At 41.6% G+C, this 18,633-nt stretch carries 20 protein-coding genes and 2 pseudogenes; 15 read left to right on the top strand and 7 right to left on the bottom strand.

Translation table 11 applies throughout. The annotated features are described in order from the left end of the window. Window positions 1–5: 5 nt before the first annotated feature. Window positions 6–194 (top strand): CPXCG motif-containing cysteine-rich protein, encoded by a 189-nt coding sequence (locus tag CYLST_RS20125; protein WP_015209578.1) that lies wholly within the window; start codon window positions 6–8, stop codon window positions 192–194. A 19-nt stretch (window positions 195–213) separates the two neighbouring features. Further along, on the top strand, window positions 214–663 hold the full coding sequence (locus CYLST_RS20120; RefSeq protein WP_015209577.1) for an SRPBCC family protein: 450 nt from the start codon (window positions 214–216) through the stop codon (window positions 661–663). 28 nt (window positions 664–691) lie between these two features. Here the strand turns inward: CYLST_RS20120 and CYLST_RS20115 are convergent, their stop codons facing one another. Continuing rightward, a complete protein-coding gene (locus CYLST_RS20115; RefSeq protein WP_015209576.1) occupies window positions 692–1,507 on the bottom strand; it encodes an SDR family NAD(P)-dependent oxidoreductase in 816 nt (271 codons plus the stop codon). Window positions 1,508–2,287: 780 nt separating this feature from the next. Between CYLST_RS20115 and crtW the strand changes: the two genes are divergently transcribed. Continuing rightward, complete coding sequence (gene crtW, locus CYLST_RS20110) at window positions 2,288–3,052, top strand: beta-carotene ketolase CrtW (RefSeq protein ID WP_015209575.1); 765 nt, start codon at window positions 2,288–2,290, stop codon at window positions 3,050–3,052. Between the two features lie 28 nt (window positions 3,053–3,080). Here crtW and CYLST_RS20105 read toward each other — a convergent pair whose 3' ends face one another. From CYLST_RS20105 to CYLST_RS20095, 3 genes are all read right to left on the bottom strand, one after another. After that, window positions 3,081–3,761 (bottom strand): hypothetical protein, encoded by a 681-nt coding sequence (locus CYLST_RS20105; protein WP_015209574.1) that lies wholly within the window; start codon window positions 3,759–3,761, stop codon window positions 3,081–3,083. A gap of 12 nt (window positions 3,762–3,773) precedes the next feature. After that, a complete protein-coding gene (gene hrcA, locus CYLST_RS20100) occupies window positions 3,774–4,871 on the bottom strand; it encodes a heat-inducible transcriptional repressor HrcA (RefSeq protein ID WP_015209573.1) in 1,098 nt (365 codons plus the stop codon). A 439-nt stretch (window positions 4,872–5,310) separates the two neighbouring features. Next, complete coding sequence (locus CYLST_RS20095) at window positions 5,311–5,670, bottom strand: rhodanese-like domain-containing protein (protein ID WP_015209572.1); 360 nt, start codon at window positions 5,668–5,670, stop codon at window positions 5,311–5,313. Window positions 5,671–5,795: 125 nt separating this feature from the next. Between CYLST_RS20095 and CYLST_RS20090 the strand changes: the two genes are divergently transcribed. The 5 genes from CYLST_RS20090 to CYLST_RS20070 all read left to right on the top strand — a co-directional run bounded on the left by CYLST_RS20090 (window position 5,796) and on the right by CYLST_RS20070 (window position 11,231). Continuing rightward, entirely contained in the window at window positions 5,796–7,430 is a 1,635-nt protein-coding gene (locus tag CYLST_RS20090) for a DUF3352 domain-containing protein (protein WP_015209571.1), read from the top strand. Window positions 7,431–7,593: 163 nt separating this feature from the next. Beyond that, on the top strand, window positions 7,594–8,088 hold the full coding sequence (locus CYLST_RS20085; protein ID WP_015209570.1) for a hypothetical protein: 495 nt from the start codon (window positions 7,594–7,596) through the stop codon (window positions 8,086–8,088). A gap of 352 nt (window positions 8,089–8,440) precedes the next feature. Continuing rightward, on the top strand, window positions 8,441–9,637 hold the full coding sequence (locus tag CYLST_RS36035) for a hypothetical protein (protein WP_245587407.1): 1,197 nt from the start codon (window positions 8,441–8,443) through the stop codon (window positions 9,635–9,637). Window positions 9,638–9,765: 128 nt separating this feature from the next. Next, window positions 9,766–10,533 (top strand): serine O-acetyltransferase, encoded by a 768-nt coding sequence (gene cysE / locus CYLST_RS20075; protein WP_015209568.1) that lies wholly within the window; start codon window positions 9,766–9,768, stop codon window positions 10,531–10,533. A gap of 2 nt (window positions 10,534–10,535) precedes the next feature. Next, a complete protein-coding gene (locus tag CYLST_RS20070) occupies window positions 10,536–11,231 on the top strand; it encodes a L,D-transpeptidase family protein (protein WP_015209567.1) in 696 nt (231 codons plus the stop codon). Between the two features lies 1 nt (window position 11,232). Here the strand turns inward: CYLST_RS20070 and CYLST_RS20065 are convergent, their stop codons facing one another. Further along, complete coding sequence (locus tag CYLST_RS20065) at window positions 11,233–11,817, bottom strand: Npun_F5749 family FMN-dependent PPOX-type flavoprotein (RefSeq protein WP_015209566.1); 585 nt, start codon at window positions 11,815–11,817, stop codon at window positions 11,233–11,235. Between the two features lie 179 nt (window positions 11,818–11,996). Between CYLST_RS20065 and nrdJ (CYLST_RS20060) the strand changes: the two are divergent. From nrdJ (CYLST_RS20060) to CYLST_RS20035, 6 genes and pseudogenes are all read left to right on the top strand, one after another. Continuing rightward, window positions 11,997–13,226, top strand: a pseudogene (gene nrdJ / locus CYLST_RS20060) (ribonucleoside-triphosphate reductase, adenosylcobalamin-dependent); the annotation flags it as partial. A gap of 316 nt (window positions 13,227–13,542) precedes the next feature. Continuing rightward, window positions 13,543–14,616 (top strand): annotated as a pseudogene (nrdJ, locus tag CYLST_RS20055) (ribonucleoside-triphosphate reductase, adenosylcobalamin-dependent); the annotation flags it as partial. A 144-nt stretch (window positions 14,617–14,760) separates the two neighbouring features. Then, window positions 14,761–15,324: an EF-hand domain-containing protein gene (locus CYLST_RS20050; protein WP_015209565.1), complete on the top strand. Its 564-nt coding sequence runs from the start codon at window positions 14,761–14,763 to the stop codon at window positions 15,322–15,324. A 259-nt stretch (window positions 15,325–15,583) separates the two neighbouring features. Continuing rightward, window positions 15,584–15,892 (top strand): type II toxin-antitoxin system PrlF family antitoxin, encoded by a 309-nt coding sequence (locus CYLST_RS20045; protein WP_015209564.1) that lies wholly within the window; start codon window positions 15,584–15,586, stop codon window positions 15,890–15,892. Then, complete coding sequence (locus CYLST_RS20040; RefSeq protein WP_015209563.1) at window positions 15,889–16,356, top strand: type II toxin-antitoxin system YhaV family toxin; 468 nt, start codon at window positions 15,889–15,891, stop codon at window positions 16,354–16,356. The genes CYLST_RS20045 and CYLST_RS20040 overlap by 4 nt, the downstream gene beginning before the upstream one ends. Before the next feature lie 93 nt (window positions 16,357–16,449). Next, complete coding sequence (locus tag CYLST_RS20035; protein ID WP_015209562.1) at window positions 16,450–16,872, top strand: hypothetical protein; 423 nt, start codon at window positions 16,450–16,452, stop codon at window positions 16,870–16,872. Window positions 16,873–16,947: 75 nt separating this feature from the next. On the opposite strand, the gene CYLST_RS20030 is transcribed toward CYLST_RS20035, so the two are convergent. After that, complete coding sequence (locus tag CYLST_RS20030) at window positions 16,948–17,472, bottom strand: GNAT family N-acetyltransferase (protein ID WP_015209561.1); 525 nt, start codon at window positions 17,470–17,472, stop codon at window positions 16,948–16,950. Next, window positions 17,473–17,748 carry a type II toxin-antitoxin system TacA family antitoxin gene (locus CYLST_RS20025; RefSeq protein ID WP_015209560.1) on the bottom strand — a complete coding sequence of 92 codons (276 nt, stop codon included), beginning with the start codon at window positions 17,746–17,748 and terminating at the stop codon, window positions 17,473–17,475. It abuts the gene before it with no gap. Window positions 17,749–18,178: 430 nt separating this feature from the next. Here CYLST_RS20025 and CYLST_RS20020 point away from each other — a divergent pair, with 430 nt between their 5' ends. After that, entirely contained in the window at window positions 18,179–18,397 is a 219-nt protein-coding gene (locus tag CYLST_RS20020; protein ID WP_015209559.1) for a ssl0294 family protein, read from the top strand. Window positions 18,398–18,633: the final 236 nt, after the last annotated feature.

The raw sequence follows: 18,633 nt of genomic DNA, 5'->3' as shown, positions 1-18,633 counted from the left end.
TAGAAATGCAAAATACGGCTGAGTATTACTGCGCCTATTGTGGCGAACCAAGCTTAACTTTTATTGATTTGAGTGCGGGACTACAACAAAAATATGTAGAAGATTGTCAAGTTTGCTGTCGTCCAAATATTTTGTATGTGCGGGTTGATGAAGATACCCTAGATATTGAAATTGATACCGAATATGAAGAATAAATTTTAGGGTTTTCTTTCCATGCTGCACTTTAAACATTCTTCAGTCATTGATGCGCCACTAGAAGTAGTTTGGAAATTTCACGAAAGACCAGATATTTTGCAACTGCTGACTCCACCTTGGCAACCAGTCCAGGTAGTCCGCCGCGAGGGGGGACTTGCAGTCGGTGCAATCACCGAATTTCGGCTTTTTCTGGGACTATTGCCTTTGACTTGGTTAGCGCGTCACACTGAATGCGAAAAAAATAATCTATTTATCGACGAACAGATATCTGGCCCTTTCGAGTCTTGGACACATCGACATGAATTTGTCCTAGAAAATGACAAAACCAGATTAACTGATGCTATTTCTTTTTCTATGCCTGGTGGCGATGCCGTAGAATTCGTTAGCGGTTGGTTACTGCAAGCTCAACTAGAAGCGATGTTCCGCTACCGCCATTATGTGACAAAGCGGGAGTGCGAGTCACGATAGCAGAAGGCGCTGAAGAATCCAATAATTACTATTCCTGATTTTTTAAGGTTTGCCGAGAAACCCATTTCATCAAACCAGGAAATAACCGATACAATGACTGCGAAAAATTCGCAGAACCAACCATTACTTCCGACTTCTGATTATTGACTGCATCCCAGATTGCATTTGCCACATCTTCAGGCTTCTCCACTACGGGATTTTTCAGCACATTATTGAGTTGTTCTCGACGAGTTTGCAATTCTTCCTCATCCTTACCCCGAAAAATTGCCCGTTCCATCAAACTACTCTTGATCAAATTTGGATAAATCCCACAAACATGAATACCTTTTGGCTGTAATTCTGCTTGTAGTGCTTCCGTCAATCCTGTCACGCCAAATTTACTAGTGCAGTAAGCAACTAAATACGCCGTAGGCACTTTACCCCCAATGGAACTTAAATTAACAATTGTTCCACTTCCCCGTTGGAGAAAATGAGGCAAAAGTGCCTGAATGGTGTGGATATATCCCCATAAATTAGTGTCTATAACCTGGTGCCAATCACTAAGAGAAAATTGCTCTACTGGCCCAGATGCAAAGATGCCTGCATTATTCACTAGCACGTCGATATAACCATAATGCTCCAATGCTTTTTGCACCAACATCTCTACCTGGGAGGGATTTGTGACATCACAAGTTACAGTCAATGGTGCTGCAAGTCCAAGGCTTTGCACCTCCTGCGCTGTAGCTTCCAAGCGTTCAGTTTGACGGGCTGCAAGTACGAGGTCATATCCTTTCCGGGAAAATAAAAGCGCTGTTGCTTTGCCAATGCCTTGAGACGCACCTGTAATCAGTATTGTAGGAGCCATACTCTAAGTTTGAAAAAAATTATTTTATTTTCTGTCTATCAGTTTGGGCAAAAACTCTGTAAAAACCTTCTGACTTTCGTTAGATTTGTCGTGGCATAGAGAGGATTATTTTTTTGCTTTCATTGCCAGCATCGTCTAGTAACTCTAGTCAAGACACCTCTACTCAATAGGTTATTTTTTAGCCGAGGTTTTTCCTGAAAATATGCAAAGATTCATCCTTTAGACTTACTTACATTTTGATATTAAGGCAGATGCCGCTAATTCATTAGGTCAAGATAATGAAAAAGTATTTTATTTTTCAGTAAAAAAATTAATGTGTCTTGACAAAAGCGATATAACTGAAAACACAAATAATCAAATAGATCGTAATGCCTGAAAGCATTTTTAGCACTGGCATCGGTTTTATGGCTTACCTATTTTGAGATATCAACGGTTGAGTGTAATGCACAAATTACTCCACTTCATTTCCTACAATTTTCAACTTACGATTGACGGTCTTTGTTGCAGGCTTCAGATCTTTACAAAGTAACAACGCGCTAACATTGGCTACTTGTGATACCTAAGACAGCAGTTTTGCCACCCATATTACCCGACCTCTCAACTGAAAACAATTTTTGTATGGCGGCCGTATGTGCAATAATACTTAAAGCATCTTAATAATTCTAAACATTTTTAGATTATTGACACTATCCACTAATGCACTTGTCTAGCTGGTGGCTGGTGCTTTTACCATGACTATGTTTTGGGAATTTTCACCTGAATTCTACGCGGAGTAAAAACGTGATCGATTTAGAACAACCACCCAGTCTTCAAATAAAACTAGCCCCGGTACTAAAAACTAAATCACCTTTTGGGGGACTTTCCATTGCTATTGTCATTATTAGCGTCTGGGCTATTAGCCTGGGTTTCCTACTTTTCCTTGACATTTCTCAGTTCAAATTCTTGATGTTAATGCCTATCATAGTTTGGCAAACATTTTTATATACGGGATTATTTATTACAGCTCATGATGCCATGCATGGGGTAGTGTTTCCCCAAAATACCAAAATAAACCATTTTTTTGGCTCATTATGCCTTTTTCTTTATGGTCTTTTACCATACAAAACACTGTTAAAAAAACATTGGTTACACCACCACAATCCAGCTAGTGAAATAGACCCTGATTTCCATGATGGTAAACATGCAAATTTCTTTGCTTGGTATTTTCATTTCATGAAGAGTTACTGGAGTTGGCGGCAAATTATCACCCTAATAATTATTTTTCATTTTACCAATCGTATCCTCAATATACCCAGTGATAATCTAACTTACTTCTGGGTAATTCCCTCGATTGTCAGTTCATTACAATTATTTTATTTTGGTACTTTCCTACCACATAGCAAACCAATAGGCGGTTATATTCAGCCTCATTGTGCCCAAACTATTAACCGCCCAATTTGGTGGTCATTTATTACCTGCTATCATTTCGGCTACCACAAAGAGCATCATGAACACCCCCATGCTCCTTGGTGGCAGCTTCCAGAAGTTTATGAAATGTCTAAATAATTTCTGTGCTTGGGTAATTAAAAATTGCTTAGTTTGCGGCTAGTTGTTGCTGATTGGTTATTAATTCGACGCCAACTTCTGGTAGAGGTGGACGTACACACAAATATAATAAAGGGCCGAATAGAGGAATCAAAGCAAATAGCCAAAATAATGGATGATCTTTCCAACCACGACGCGCCATATCATCTCCCAGCAATGCCGGAAATAATAGGCTAAGTAGACAGAAATCTAAACTCATCACATGGATAAAACGGCTAGTTTGCCACTGTTGGATAAAATTTACCCAATCTCCTTTTTGTAAACCATAGATAACTAAAAGAGCTGCGCCTATAGTTAGGGCAATTCCAGTGAAGCGGGAATCTAAAAGTTTGATAAGGATATTCTTTTTGCCAATAAACTGTTTATTTGATTCTCTTAAGGCTAAATAAGGCAATAGGGCAAATGCGCCAACGCCAAAAGAAGCAGTAGCAAACGGCCAAGCGGGTACTTTTTGGCATCTACCATCAGTAAACAATACTGTGCTGTAGATTAAAGGCCAAATGCCCATAATATTGAATAGGGCAATAACTAAAGGGTTAATGCCTTGCAACTGACCGGTGGAAAGATTTTTAATTAACTCGAAGGTATCGGGTTGGTCGGGAGGAGCAAAGAAAAAGGCATAGGAAATAAATCCTAGCCATAGTAAACTAAAGGCAATGTTTTTCGGCATGATTTAAGCTAGTTAACTGAAAGCTTCTGAGAGGTAATCGGCAGCAGCAGCTACAACTGCGATCGCACTTTCATAGTCTAGACGCGTTGGCCCCAAAACTCCCACACTGCCAACTGGTACAGAACCTCGGCGATAAGTAGAAGTAATCAACGTGCAGGTGCGTATCGGTTCTAGAGGGTTTTCTGCACCAATCCGAACCGTTACCCGTGACTTACCCAAGTCCTCCGGCTCTGATGCCTCAAAGATTAATCGCCACAATTGGTCTTGTTCTTCCTCCAGCAGGTGGATAATCGTTTTCACTTGCTGCAATTGGGAAAATTCCGGCTGACGCAAAACTTCAGCCACACCCCGCACCATAATTTGTGTCGCAGATGGTGCCAGAGTGCGACGAGTTAATTCTGCCACTGATTTTTTTAAGAATTCGCCATAGCGTTGGAACTCTTGATCTAATTCACTCCAATCTAGGGTAGCTAATTCCAACAGACTCCGCCCCCGTAAGTGGCTATTCAAAAAGTTAGTAACTATCTGCAACTCGCGATCTATTACCTCTGGATCTGGCTGAGTTTCTGCCGATTCTGATAGCAAATCCATTAACTTAGAATGTGTCTCGTAACCATCTGTCACCACAATCAGCATGATTCTACCCGCTTCAATTTGCATTAATTGCAAATGTCGCAACTGAGCCGTGTGAGTTTGCGGCATGGTAATCAAGCTAATGCAGCCGCTTAAAGTTGCCAAAATTTGTGCGGCTCCTTGCAGCAGAGTTTCCAAACTCCAATCTTCCCAATGGAGTCGCTTTTGCAGTGTGTCTTCTACCTCTTTAGCTAAAGCTTCTGTTCGCGGAGCGGACGCTCCAGAAGGTGTAATCAACTGGTCAACATACATCCGATAACCAGAATCAGAAGGTATTCTGCCGGCTGAGGTGTGGGGTTGGTAAAGTAACCCAGATTTTTCTAAAACGCCCATGACATTGCGAATAGTGGCGGAACTTACACCCAGGTCAAACTCCTCAATCAGAGCTTTGGAACCCACAGGCTCTGCTGTAGCAATGTAGTGGCGTACAGTTGCCCAAAGTATATGCTGTTGTCGATTGGTCAGCTGGACTTGCATAGGTGATTTTTTGCTGAAGGCAAATCTTAATCAAAATTTGAAAAAAGTTGTGGATCTAACCACAGAAAGAATTTAATAATAATTAATTTTTAAGGATAAATTATATACTTCTATTATAGTAAGTAAACACTAAGTTCCCCTTCAGCATTTTTCGAGATAATTTTCAGCTAACAGCTTGCCTGTTGCCACAAAAGCTGTAGTTGAGGGTTAAATCCGCTATTTTTCCGTATTATCCCATAATATTTCACCATAACCTGTATTTTTAGATACGGATTTTTTCGATTGGGGAAAGAATGGCTCTGGAAATGTCTCCAAAGCCAACATTACCAAGCTTTTAGACCATAATCGAGATTTTGTCCTTGATAGCTTCAGAATGGTGAATAGCTGAGGCAAGAGTTCACCCCGTCTGGTTTTTGCGTTATGTTTCGGCAATCAGCGGTTAATATTGGGGAATGGAAGGGTCAACTAATATAGAGTAGGCCGCAATACCACCTCCAATATTTTTAACATTTGTAAATCCTTGAGCAACTAACCACTGACACATCTGGGCAGAGCGGATACCGTGGTGACACAGCACTAAAGTTTCGGCATCGGCATTGAAGCGACTCAATACTAGCTCGCTCCACTCGGCAAATTGACTCAGGGGAAGGTTGACAAAGCCTTGAATACTAGCTGTGTCAACTTCTTGGGGTTCGCGCACATCCACCAACTGAATCCCCTGCTCGCCTGAAGACAGACGTTGTGCTAGTTCCTCTACACTAATTTGGCTAAAGGTTTGACCAAAAGAATTCCCTGTCATGCAATTTTTCTAAACAATCATATATTATTCATGTTGGCAGAAAAGCCGGAAAAATGCTGCCGTCCAATCCCTAGAAGCTGCTTTTGTACCATAAGATCAAAAACGGAGCATTTACTAGGTCTAGCGTGAACAGGCAAAGCTCATTCTTTGGTTTCCTAGTAGCTGGTGCGATCGCGCTACTACTAATTGGTATTACTGGCTTTTACTGGTTTTTCGCCAAAACTCCAGTTAACCTCGTCGCTTCTACCGGACAGCCTGGTGCTGCTATATTCGTGTCGAAGCTGGCCCCTGTGATGGTGTCATTGCTGGCAAATCCAGACCGTTTGCAGGCGTTGGAGCGTGATGGAGAACTTTCCCAACTCAAAACCAGTTTATTGGCTAAAAGTAGCATAAATTACAAACAAGATATTCAACCTTGGCTAGGCAAAGAAATTACACTGGCTGTAACTACTTTAGACATTGACCGTGAACCAGAAAACGGACAGCAGCCGGGGTATCTGATGGCACTAGCAACGGAGAAACCGGAGAAAAGCCGCGAGTTTGTCGAGTTGTTGTTTTCCCGACGGGTTTTAGCTGGTGCAAACTTAGCCGTTGAACAATACAAGGGCGTGAAGCTGATTTATGACAACCAGGAAAATTTAGCTGGTGCGGTTGTTGGAGATAAATTTGTATTGTTTGCTAATGATCTGAAGGTGCTGCGAGCCGCGATTAATAATGTCCAAGCGCCTGATGAGAATTTGACCAGTTCTGCCAAATATCAAAAAGCCACTCAACAATTGCCCAAAGGTGCTGTTGCTTTGGCTTTTCTGAATCTGCCCACGGTGGCAGCATGGCAAGGTTTACAACTATCAGAACCAACATACGACAGCCAAATAATTTCTCTGGTATTAAACCCTCAAGGATTGCTAGCGGAAACCACTTTTCTGAGTAGATCAGAAGTTGTTCCCCCATCGCCACCACTTTCTCAGCCTGTAGGAGCATTAAAATATATTCCAGCATCAGCGGGGTTGGCAATTTCCGGTGCGAATTTGCGGAATTTAGGTGATAGTAATCTCGCTCAATTCTGGAGACAAGCAACTGCAACTATATATGGTTCTGGGGAAGATGCCCTTGTTCGATTGGCTCAACCTTTGGTAGATATTCAAAAACGTTGGGGTATAAACTTGGCGTCGGATATTTTTAGCTGGGTTGGCGGGGAATATGCGATCGCTTTATTGCCTAGTGCAGGTAAAACAACTCCTGCTTGGGTGTTTGCGGTGGAAAAATTGCCGGCAGTAGTAGAAGGCGTTGGGCGTTTAGATGCGATCGCCTCAGCCAATGGATTCAATATTAGCTCTCTCACCCTAGGAAAGCAAAAAGTCTCCGCCTGGACAGAGTTAACAGCTGCGACTAAAGACCAATTATCCCTCACCGTCGAAGCCAAAGTTAAGGGGGCACATACAACCATAGACAATTACGAAATTTTTACCTCTAACTTGGAAACGATGGATAAAATCCTCACAGCTAAGGAAACCGCCTTAATTGACAATCCCGATTTCCAAGATAGTGTTGCACTCATCCCCCAACCGAACCAAGGCTATATATATCTTGACTGGACAAAGAGCAAAAGTCTCTTAGAGCGTCAGCTACCGATTCTTAAATTTGTGGAAATATTAGGTAAACCGCTTTTCAATAATTTGCGATCGCTCACAGTCAGTAGTTATGGTAATGAGACAACAGCCCTTAAAGGCGGCGTCTTCTTCCAACTCCAGGGGCGATGAGTTAAACGACAAGGGAAGCGGGGACACTTTTGAATCCCGCCTTCTCTGTTGGGAAAAGCACCCTTTGTGTCACCTTCCAATGTGGCACACACACTGGAAAATCACAGTTTTTCCCATAACAATAGTATATATAATCACGATAAGAGCCTATCGGAGGGCTGCTATGAAATATCGTCGCCCCCAAATGTTTTTCCAAGCAGGCTGTCTTTTGGCTATGGTTACGGCTATTACAGCAACACCGACAATAGCTGAGACAGCAGCAAATTTTGCTACCCTCAAGTTGTTACCAGATTTTAATCCAGCACAAGGTATAGTTTCTGGCTATACAGGCGGTTCTTACTCCTTATCTGCCATTAGCAACCGCGATCGCGATAAGAAAGCCTGTATTGGCTTTGCTGACCCCACTCCCGATCACATCCTAATTTTGGACAAAGACTTTGCTCAACTAAAAATATTAGTCAACAGTGGTGGGTACGATACAACTTTACTCATTCAAGGGCCAGAGCAAACAACAATTCGTTGCGGTGATGACACTGGTAAAAGTAAAGATGCCAGCGTCAGCGACAGCAAATGGAAAAGTGGCACCTATCGGGTTTGGGTAGGTACATTTAATCCTGGAGTTAAGGGTAACTATACTTTGACAGTACAGCAGCCATGATTGGGAAGAAGGGGAATTGGCAGAAATAGCGTGATATTAGCTCTTTCACCATCCCTAATCCCCATTACCTTTTTCCCAATTACTCATTGAAAGGCGATCGCATCCAGTACGCTGTGCAACATCGCTACACCCATTGACGTGCTTGATTTTTATATGAAGCTTTTTTTCTTTACTCAGAGAAAAAACAACGTGGGGTATATATTGAGTGGGAAGACAGTAAAAATACTAGAGGACTGGGTAAATGTATAGCAGACAGCACAGAACCTCCAAAAATTCTTCCAATTCTTCTGACACACCAGCACCGAATCAATTCGCGCCGCGTCGCTTTGTCGTTCAGCCCAAAACAGAGGAAGTGAAGCCAGCACAAGACCAAACACCAGATGCACAGGCTAAAGCCGAAAGATCAAAGGAAGTTGGTAAGAGTTTCATTGATGGAGCGATATTTGCTTATCGTCCAATACCACCAAAGCCACCAAGATTGCAGATGAAGCTCACCGTCGGTCAGCCAGGCGATAAGTATGAGCAAGAAGCAGACAAAATGGCTGCAAATGTAGTGCAGCAGATTAACGCCCCTGAGAGTGAAAGTGTCCAGCGCCAGACACCAGAAAACGACAAAGACCGAACAATAGGCAGGGCTGGGTTACAACTTTCACAGTCGACTCAGGCAGCACAACTGACCTCTAGGCAGGGTGAACCCTACATCCAATGCAAGTTATCACCAGAAGAAAAAAAGGGGTTTGGAACAGTCATTCTGCAACTAAAAGCAGAATTTAAGTCGTTCACTGAAAACAAAGATATCTCTAAACCAGTTAAAGATGGCTTAATCAGAGACTTTGATACTATCAAGATAGCATATGAAGCAGAGAATACTACTAGTGAATCTTTTAGCGATCTATTAAATCAATTTAGTGAAAAGCTTGATCAGGTCAAACAATATAGTGAAGCTTTAGACGAAGCAAAAAAAATCTTTGCCGCAGGTGTGGATAATAAACAGGCAGAAATTGAACTTGAAAAGCGAATTGATAATTTTGAGTTCAACCTTAAATATGAAGAGCTGTCTGATATTGTTCAGGAAAGAGGAGCAAATACTCTGAACTCTTTGCTGGAATTGGCTAGGCGACACAGGAAGGAAGATTTGCCTACTGCTAAAGTTAAAGGTAAAGCGGTTCAAGAACCTTTGACAAAAGAAGAAGAACAACAAGAAAAAGCGAAAGAGAGTGCTGGATCGTATGTAGGTTTTAAAACACTGGAAACAGTCCCGTATCGGGTGAATGTTTACGGAGAAGATTACACCTATTCAGATCCAGAAAAGACGGTGCAGAAGGATATTGTCCGGATGTACGAAATCAAATGGAAGCCCAACCCAAAAACGAACAAGCAGCATGGCCCTTGGGTGCTTCATATTCACTTCACACTAAAGGATAAGTTAACTGTTGCTCATTTCAAGCGATATAAAAACCATGCAGCGGGAGCCGGTACCAATTTGACAAACTACGATGGCGACATCGCCAGGATGTTCTACAATGCGGCCAAAAACCCCACCTGGTAAAAGTATGTGGCTTGAATAAGTCTTACCCCACAAATCCCACATTTCTTTATTACCAAGTTTTTATTGAGAACACCTGGGACGATAATATGGGAGAGTAGCTTGTTTTGCTTATCCTTGGGTACTATCTCGTGCTATCTACACTCCGTGTTGACTTCCGCATCATCTTTGAACGTGACCCGGCTGCTCGTAATTGGTTAGAAGTTTTGTTTTGCTACCCCGGGTTGCAAGCCCTGCTATTCCATCGGCTCGCTCACTGGCTGCACAGTATTGGTATTCCCTTTATCCCTCGTCTGATTTCTCACATAGCTCGATTTTTGACAGGAATTGAAATCCACCCTGGCGCTGCAATTGGGCAGGGGGTGTTTATTGACCACGGAATGGGCGTGGTGATTGGCGAAACAGCGATCGTCGGGGACTATGCCCTGATTTATCAAGGTGTCACCCTTGGGGGTACTGGTAAAGAAAGCGGCAAACGCCATCCCACTTTAGGTGAAAATGTCGTAGTTGGAGCAGGTGCAAAAGTCCTGGGCAATATCCAAGTTGGGAATAATGTCCGCATTGGTGCCGGTTCAGTTGTGCTGAGGGATGTGCCTTCTAGTTGCACAGTGGTAGGCGTACCCGGTCGGATCATTTATCGTTCTGGAGTTCGGGTTTCTCCCCTAGAACACAGCAATTTACCAGATTCGGAAGCTGAAGTTATTCGCGCCTTAGTTGATCGAATTGAATCTTTGGAAGAACAAATCCAAACTCTCCAAAATCTTCATGTTCCGGCAAAAACTCCTGTCTTGGTGGGTATGTTAGCCCTCAAAGACAATGATTCATCACCACAAGATTCCCCCAAATGTAACCTCAGAGATAAGGCGATACAGGAATTTCTCGATGGTGCGGGCATTTAAACATGACTCAAGAGCCACTTAAGAAAACTTATTGGCATCGTCAACAGATACTCATAATTTTTCTGTCGTTAATTAGTGGCTCTATATTCTACCTGCTTCTAGTGCGATTAGGGTTGATATTTCCCCTTGGGGAACTTCCTGCGGTGTTGTGCATCCCCGCTTGTCCACCTGAATCACAGATGCACACGCCCCCAGCAGGAAACCAGTTATTAAATTATGACAAACCACTTGAGCAGTTAGTAACTGGAAATAATCAACAAAAAATTTCTCTCCTCATCGAGAAATCTCAACATCGATTGACGCTTTATGACGACCAAAAACCAGTCAAATCATACCCCGTAGTTTTTGGCACTAATCCTACTGGTGACAAGCGGGGAGAAGGTGACAGAAGAACACCGGAAGGAATTTTACAAATCCAAGACCTTTACCCCCATCCCCAATGGTCAAAGTTTCTCTGGCTTAACTATCCAAATGTGCAATCTTGGCGCAAGCATTTTCAGTCTAAGGCTAGTGGTGAGTTAGGTTGGTATATTCCCATTGGTGGGGAGGTGGGAATTCATGGTGTGCCTGCCGGTGCTGATAACATGATTAGCTATCGCCAAAATTGGACTTGGGGTTGTCCATCTCTCAAAAACCAAGATGTCGATGAACTATATCAATATGTGCAGAAAGGTACAGTTGTCGAAATTCTCCCCTAAATCAAGGATTAATTTCTTCACAAAACCAACTTTGATTTTCATCGAAACGGTAAATTCTTCTATTCTGCGGTTCACCACGCAATTCTAAATGGTCTACCTGTATTGGCTCAAATAGCAATAGACAGAAATTTGCTAGTGGTTGAATAGCATTAGGTGCTGGTGGTGAAAAAGCTTCTGGCTCTTTGACTCTCGGTTTACCCGAATCAGGCCAAGCGAACTGTAAACGCGCTGCATCACTCAATTCTTGCCACATATTAATCCGGGCTAGTTGTAAAACTGGGTAAGAATCATCACCACTTACCAAAGTTAAATCACCAGTAATCCGAAATTGCTCTCGTGTCTTCGGGAAGTACCAACAAACCTCCGCCGCTGAGTTATTTTCTATTTGGTCGGCTTTTTCGCTACGGATATCAGTAATAAATTTTAGCTGATTGGAATCTTCTAAAAAGCCGCGAAAAACGACGGTGCGGTTAGCAGGAAAATTATTATCCCGTACTGTAGCCAGTTGTAGGTAACGGGCATAAACCAGACTGCGGTTGCGATGGAGTGCGTTAGCTAGAGCACTTCGCCAAGGTGCAAGTGACATTGTAAAATTATAACTCAGTATAAAGATTTTAGTAACTTAGAAGAGACATTATACAACATGAAGTTCTGTTGCAATTGGGACAGCGAAGAGGTAGCCTAAAGTGGCCATTTTGGCAATCTTTAATCCTCAATCTACTTGGCGTATAGTCATAATTTGTCCGCCAGCAACAACAGATCATTATGGTTCGAGAGCTTGAAAGAAAACGTCAGAGTGCAAAGTTCCCAGAAACTGCCCCAGCTGCCAATCCTGTATTTTTTAGAACATATAGCCGCCGTACACAGGCAGGGCTGAGAGAATCATGGGATGAGGTGTGCGATCGCACTCTCCAAGGTATCATCGAGTTGGGAAAACTCAGCCGCGAAGAAGTTGCCATCCTGGAAAAGATGCAACGCAACATGAGATCCTTACCCAGTGGGCGCTGGTTATGGGTCGGCGGCACAGATTGGTTAGCCAAGCCCAAAAACTTTTCCGGGGCTTACAATTGCACCTCCACCAACCTAGAAGACTGGAAAGCCTTCGGGTTGATGATGGACTTGGCAATGATGGGCTGTGGTACAGGAGCAGTCATAGAACCGCAATATATTAACCAACTGCCTCCCATCCGCAATCATCTGCATATTAGCGTAAAAGGTGAAATTGGTAGTACTCCTAAGCAACAGCGTCGTGAATTTACAGAAACCGATATAGAAGGCAACAGCGTTACTATTCATGTTGGAGATAGCCGAGAAGGCTGGGTAAAATCTTATCAAACCCTTTTGGAAATCTCCACCGATGAACGCTTTGCTGGTGAAGTTAATGTATGCATTGATATCAGCGACGTGCGCCAAGCCGGGGAAACACTCAAAGGCTTTGGTGGCATGGCAAATCCGGTGAAATTGCCCGGACTGTATGAGCGTTGTGCATCCATCCTCAATAAAGCTGTAGGGCGACAATTAACTTCAGTTGAATGCTGTTTGTTAATTGATCAAGCCGCTGTAACAATTGTTGCAGGCAATATCCGAAGAAGTGCCGGGATGAGACAGTTCGCTGCTGACGATCAACAAGCAGCCACCGCTAAAGATAATTTATGGCAGCAGGATGAAAATGGCAACTGGCGCATTGACCCAGAGCGTGATGCTTTGAGAATGGCCAACCACACCAGAGTATTTCACCGCAAGCCAACACTAGAAGAATCAATTGAAGCTGTCCGCAAACAATATTACAGCGGTGAAGGTGCGATTCAATGGGCTGGTGAAGCTGTAGCTAGAGCCAACGCTGACTTGCTATTAACACCAGCATTAAAAACTGACTTTTTGCAAGCTTATGACCAAGGTCAAGGAAAACAGTGGTTACAAGAACGCTACCCTAATTTAGATGCAAATGAATTAGAGCATCGTTTGCAGCGATATGCTTTAAATCCGTGTGGTAAGTAATTTTGCCTCACGTTAAACACCGGGGAAAATCGGTGAACCCTGCGATTGGGAATACCGAGGTAATCAGAGGAATTAAAGCACCTTTGACACCGTACAGACTAGAGAGTGAAACTGTTTACAATTCAAAATTCTCTGATTCATTTTGAAATGTAAAAAGAATATAATCTGGGTTTAACCCCCGTTTTTCAACGGCTCCACGAGTCCCCGGCTACTAAATTTTAATTTCGCTCTTTAGTAGAAAATATAGTCGGAACTACTGCGAATGATCAAGCAGTAGAACTAGAGGATAAAAAGCCTTTAGGATAACAATCAGGAAATTACTGGTAGCGATTTTCACTGTAATCTTTCAGAAGTTCACTTAAACCAACTCGACCCAAATAACTACAAAGAACAAGAAGAAGCTTTCACTGCTGGGGCGCTGTCTGTAGCAGCACTTTTAAATCACAAATTTCTAGAACCGCGCTATCAATACAGCCGTGAATTAGACCCAATTGTCGGGGTTTCCTTCACTGGTTTATTTGATTTCTTTGTTCATGCATTTGGTGTTGATTGGTTGCGTTGGTGGTCAGAAGGTAGACCGGAAACCCTCCAAGGACTGGCTTTTAAGCAAAAAGAACAGAAATATCTCAGCTTCTGGAAAGATACAGTGCATCGGGTTGTGTGGGAATATTGCGATCGCCATCATCTCAAACGTCCCAATCGCTGCACCACCGTCCAACCAAGCGGTACAAAGTCCTTATTAACAGGTGCTAGCCCCGGATGGCATCCCCCCAAAGCCCAAAGATTTCTGCGTCGCATCACCTTCCGCAAAAATGACCCAGTAGCCTTAGCTTGCATAGACTACGGTTACAACGTCATCCCCTCCCAATCTGACAAAGACGAACAGGGTAATTTGCTCAATGATCCCTTTGATTCCCGCGTTACCGAATGGTTAGTAGAAATCCCCGTAGCTGTATCTTGGGCTGATTTAGACGGATGCGATCAAATTGATGTTTCTCAGTTCTCAGTTTTAGCTCAATTGGATTTTATCCTTCAAGTTCAGGGTTACTACGTCACTCACAACACCTCAGCTACTTTAGAACTCCGTTCTGAAGAAATAGAACCATTAGGAAAGCGAATTTACGAAGCCATCCAAAACGATGAAGGATATATTTCCGCCGCCCTTTTAGCCCGGTTTGACGATTTGCAATCATTCCCCCGTTTGCCCTTTGAACCAATCGATAAATCAACCTATGACACTTTATCTGAAGAGGTTTTAGTGCGACGCAAAACAGATGATTTCTGTGCTGTCTTAAGCCGCTACGACTCCGGCGAATTATCAGAAGCTGGCCCAAGTGGCTGTGATTCTGATAAGTGTATGTTCCCAAGTCAAGAACCAACTTCTTAACCCGAAATCAACAAGATCCCCTGCCTGCGGCGACCCCCTTAAAAAGGGGGTTGCAGAAAATTAAGACCCATTTTAAGAACCGACTCCTTCAATCCGTACTGGAAATTGTGGTTATGGACTACGTACGGATGTGATAATGTAGGTGTGTTTGGTAAGCAAAAGGGAAAAGCATTGTTAAGCGAATATCATAGAAAAAAGTTACTGCATCACTTTTACTGTTTGGATGCCGATAATTCAGGCTTCATTGGGAAAGAAGATGCTGAGATTTTTGCTGAGAGGTTCGCCAAGATCCGTAGCGCAGAACTTGGTTCAGATATTCACAAAGATTTGTTGTTTAAGTGGCTTCATGTTTGGGAGAATTTTTGGTCTAAAGCGGATTTGGATGGAGATGGTAAGGTAAGTTCCGAAGAATTTTGTCAGGGCATAGAGAAAACGGTTTCAAATCCAGATTACAACGACCCTTTAATAGAGACTTTGTTTGACATTGTTGATTTAGACAGTGATGGTCATATATCACAACAAGAGCATCGTCTCTTCTTCAGTGTGTTTGACCTAGATGCTGAAAAATCAGCTTTTGTCTTCTCCAAGCTTGATATCGATCAGGACGGCATCCTCTCTAAAAAAGAGTTTGTTTCTGCTAAGAGAGAATTTCTAGCTGAAAAGGAACCCGGTGCTGTAGGCAACTGGTTTTGGGGTTCTGTGGAGTAATGCACTGATTGACGGTTGACATAGTAAAAAAATTAATAAAATTGTAGGTTGGGTTGAACGAAGTGAAACCCAACTAATTTTTCGGGAATGTTGGGTTTCGTCCCTCAACCCAACATCTTACTTTTCAGGAGTTACGGTGACGAAAATCATACATTTGACTACGATTAACTCACCAATGACTTTTCATGGAAAATAAGCTATGATCAACCTAAAAAGTTAAATATTACATCTTTTATCGCCCAAAAAACTAATTCAAGTAATGAAACTTAAGCTTCGCAAGAATGTAAATCCTTTTCCTGCTGCTGTCAGTCGTTCCATCAATTACAGAGTCTACAGAGTCGTTTATCACAGCAATAGCAAAACAAGAGAAATGGATAAAATATTGCAATTAATGGAACAATGTGCTTTTGTGAATGTTTTTTTGGATTTTCTTGCTAGAGATATCAAGAATAATCCCAGCATCATTCAACCACTAACAGAAGATATGTTTCTTCGTGCCTCAGTACTTACCGAAGGTATGGAAGTTGATCTGGATGAAGAATTACCAGAGGATTTCATACTTGCATGAATGTTAATGGGTGGACACTAAAAATTCATCCCGCTTTCGGTGAACAATATCAGAAGTTGATTAATCAGGTTGAGCAGCTGAAGGAAAAAAATCCTGAAGAATATCAAATGCATCCAGCTACAAAGCTGCTCAACAACATTACAGAGCTTATTTTTAAGCGTATACCTGAAGATCCAACTGCACCAGAGTTTAGACAAGGTAAAACATTAGGGACAGAAAGAAAGCATTGGTTTCGAGCTAAATTTAATAGAAGATTTCGCTTGTTCTTTCGTTACAGTACTGCAAAGAAAATTATTATTTATGCTTGGGTGAATGATGAATTTTCACTTCGCAAAGAGGGATCTAAAACAGATCCATATCAAATTTTTACGAAAATGCTAGAAAATGGAAATCCTCCCGATAGCTGGGATGAACTTTTAAATGTTTCAAATAATCTCGAATTGTTTTCAGAAGATCCTGAGTGATAACAATATTTTACTTTATTATCTTGTGTTACATTAGGTAGATATGTATAATATTATTAACACCGTGTTTACTTAAATACTATAATAATTAAAATGAAAATCAAACTTTCTCATAATGTTTACGCAAGACATTATATAGAAAATAAACCTTTCAACCAACCACAAGACTTTCAGGCAGGACAAGAATTAATTGTAAACAAAGAAAATATTCAGAATTTACCAAATGGGGATTGGCAAATTTGTTATTTCGATTCAGATAAAGAAGTGACATATCCATTTATTATAACGCAAGATGAAATAAAAATTGTAACCACAAAAGAAATACTCTGTCTCAGTGTAATTGAGTCTGAGTTTGAAGAACTAATTAAAATACCTAGAATAAAAGAACTGATAGATTCCGAAAAAGTAGTGATATATCTTTATGATAGTGATAATGTATGTGAATCATTAGATACTTATGAGCCTTTTCAAACATATTATAAAAAACTATCTGAAATATATTCAGCCGAGCAATAAAGTTAAGTAGTATTAACTCTTAAAACGCTTGCGGTAAAGCACATACAGCTTTCACATCGAAAGCGATTTTAAATTTTACTTAAAAATCTCACCAATAGTTTTCATCAATAAAAATAACTTAAAACGAGAATCAGGGAATTGCACAAAATCGTAATACTCATAAAATGAAATAGCTCCATCATCCTTAGCATCAACCACCACAGCTATTGACGCTATCTCACTTTGAAAACTTCGATAAAGTGCATCCATTAACAGCCTTTCTCCTAAACCCTTCCCCCGATATTTTTTATCAACAGCCAATCTACCCAAAAGAGTTGCAGGAACCTTGGAATATTTTGGCAGTTTTTTATTTATCTCAGGTGGTAATTCATCAAATAAAATACTGGTTGCAGATAAAGTATAATACCCAGCTATCGCACCAGAGCTTTTTTCAATCAGCACAAAAGGAGCAGCAACATATTTATCAGCATCTTGTTTAGCACGCTGTTTTAAATAATTATCAAGTGCATCTACTCCACAGCAAAAAGCCGCTCGGTTTTCTTTCTCTAGCGGCTTGATTAAATAATCATCAAAAATATCAACATTATCAGGTGCTATCACTTATACACCCATATTTTGCTGATATCTTTGAGCAGCATTCCGCAACTTACTATTAGGAGATGGAGGATTAAGCAACGCTTTAACAAAAAATTCTTGATCTTGCTTACTTAATCTCATCATTTCTTGTTCTTGAATTACTTGGTTCGCAGCCTGGGCTACGCCACTAATCACAAAGTCTGTTAGCGTTCTACCCTGAATATCAGCAGCACGCTGAAACAGTTCTTTTTGTTCTTTACTAATACGCGCTTCCAAACGTTCGCTCTTTGTAATAGTCATAATAAATCTCTACATGATTTACATAAATGGCTCATATTCAACTGCGTACAAATAACGTACGGCAATTTGCCTTACAAATATATACTATCACAAATGTAATCATAGTCAAGCTTCTCAACTCTGTTCAATTTCGAGCTAGGAAGAGATTTGAGCAGCATTAGTACCTAAAATGCTTGTGTTCAAACACTTTCAGCCTTCATATCATATCGCAAGCACTTATTAATTCTCACCTAATCACCATATTTCATCCCACCACTCAGCGACGCCAAAAAACCCTCAGCGTACCTTTGCGCTTTCCCCCGCGTACCTCTGCGTTAAAAAACACCAAGTATTTTACCCAAATCCGTACATAGAAGCACCCAAAATAGATTTCCAGGTTACGATCGCTTCAGAAGTAATATTTTTTATGGCAAGGCCAGGAGACTTTTAAATGTTCCTTGATGAACTGTCACCAATATTTAAACAAGCTACCCACCACCCAGTCTCATTTTTCGGCGGCTTCTTCTCTGGTGTGCTGCGACTGAACCTAGCAGAAGATCCAGTTAAAAGCTGGCTAGACAAACAAATCGGCTCAACTGGTTATATTACCCCCACAACTGGGGTAAATAATGGCAAAGCCTCTGGCCCTCAGCAGATTTCAATTGATTGACGGAAGACATAGTGCCGGCGCTACCCTTGGGGACAGCGCCGGCTGCTAGTTAGCATTTGATCAGTAGGCGAAAGCGTTAAATTTTATAAGAGATTGTAATATCCCATACTGGGAAAAATCTCACAATCAGTTATGATATGAGCGTGTATGTATGTTCAGCCACATGGGACGCTGAGTAGTAGACAACACCAGGATTATGGTTGCTGCTCTACAAAATTCGCCAACCGTGAATCAGA

The sequence above is a fragment of the Cylindrospermum stagnale PCC 7417 genome (assembly GCF_000317535.1).
GTDB lineage: Bacteria > Cyanobacteriota > Cyanobacteriia > Cyanobacteriales > Nostocaceae > Cylindrospermum > Cylindrospermum stagnale.
The sequence above is the reverse complement of the archived record's forward strand: the minus strand, read 5'-3'. Positions and strand labels throughout refer to the sequence as shown.

Coding starts and splice junctions, on each gene's coding strand:
- CYLST_RS20025 (WP_015209560.1), bottom strand. CDS start 17,748: ATGACTATTACAAAGAGCGAACGTTTGGAAGCGCGTATTAGTAAAGAA.
- CYLST_RS20085 (WP_015209570.1), top strand. CDS start 7,594: ATGAAATATCGTCGCCCCCAAATGTTTTTCCAAGCAGGCTGTCTTTTG.
- CYLST_RS20125 (WP_015209578.1), top strand. CDS start 6: ATGCAAAATACGGCTGAGTATTACTGCGCCTATTGTGGCGAACCAAGC.
- CYLST_RS20120 (WP_015209577.1), top strand. CDS start 214: ATGCTGCACTTTAAACATTCTTCAGTCATTGATGCGCCACTAGAAGTA.
- CYLST_RS20065 (WP_015209566.1), bottom strand. CDS start 11,817: ATGTCACTTGCACCTTGGCGAAGTGCTCTAGCTAACGCACTCCATCGC.
- CYLST_RS20035 (WP_015209562.1), top strand. CDS start 16,450: ATGAAAATCAAACTTTCTCATAATGTTTACGCAAGACATTATATAGAA.
- hrcA (WP_015209573.1), bottom strand. CDS start 4,871: ATGCAAGTCCAGCTGACCAATCGACAACAGCATATACTTTGGGCAACT.
- CYLST_RS20115 (WP_015209576.1), bottom strand. CDS start 1,507: ATGGCTCCTACAATACTGATTACAGGTGCGTCTCAAGGCATTGGCAAA.
- CYLST_RS20095 (WP_015209572.1), bottom strand. CDS start 5,670: ATGACAGGGAATTCTTTTGGTCAAACCTTTAGCCAAATTAGTGTAGAG.
- CYLST_RS20040 (WP_015209563.1), top strand. CDS start 15,889: ATGAATGTTAATGGGTGGACACTAAAAATTCATCCCGCTTTCGGTGAA.
- CYLST_RS20020 (WP_015209559.1), top strand. CDS start 18,179: ATGTTCCTTGATGAACTGTCACCAATATTTAAACAAGCTACCCACCAC.
- CYLST_RS20045 (WP_015209564.1), top strand. CDS start 15,584: ATGAAACTTAAGCTTCGCAAGAATGTAAATCCTTTTCCTGCTGCTGTC.
- CYLST_RS20105 (WP_015209574.1), bottom strand. CDS start 3,761: ATGCCGAAAAACATTGCCTTTAGTTTACTATGGCTAGGATTTATTTCC.
- CYLST_RS20070 (WP_015209567.1), top strand. CDS start 10,536: ATGACTCAAGAGCCACTTAAGAAAACTTATTGGCATCGTCAACAGATA.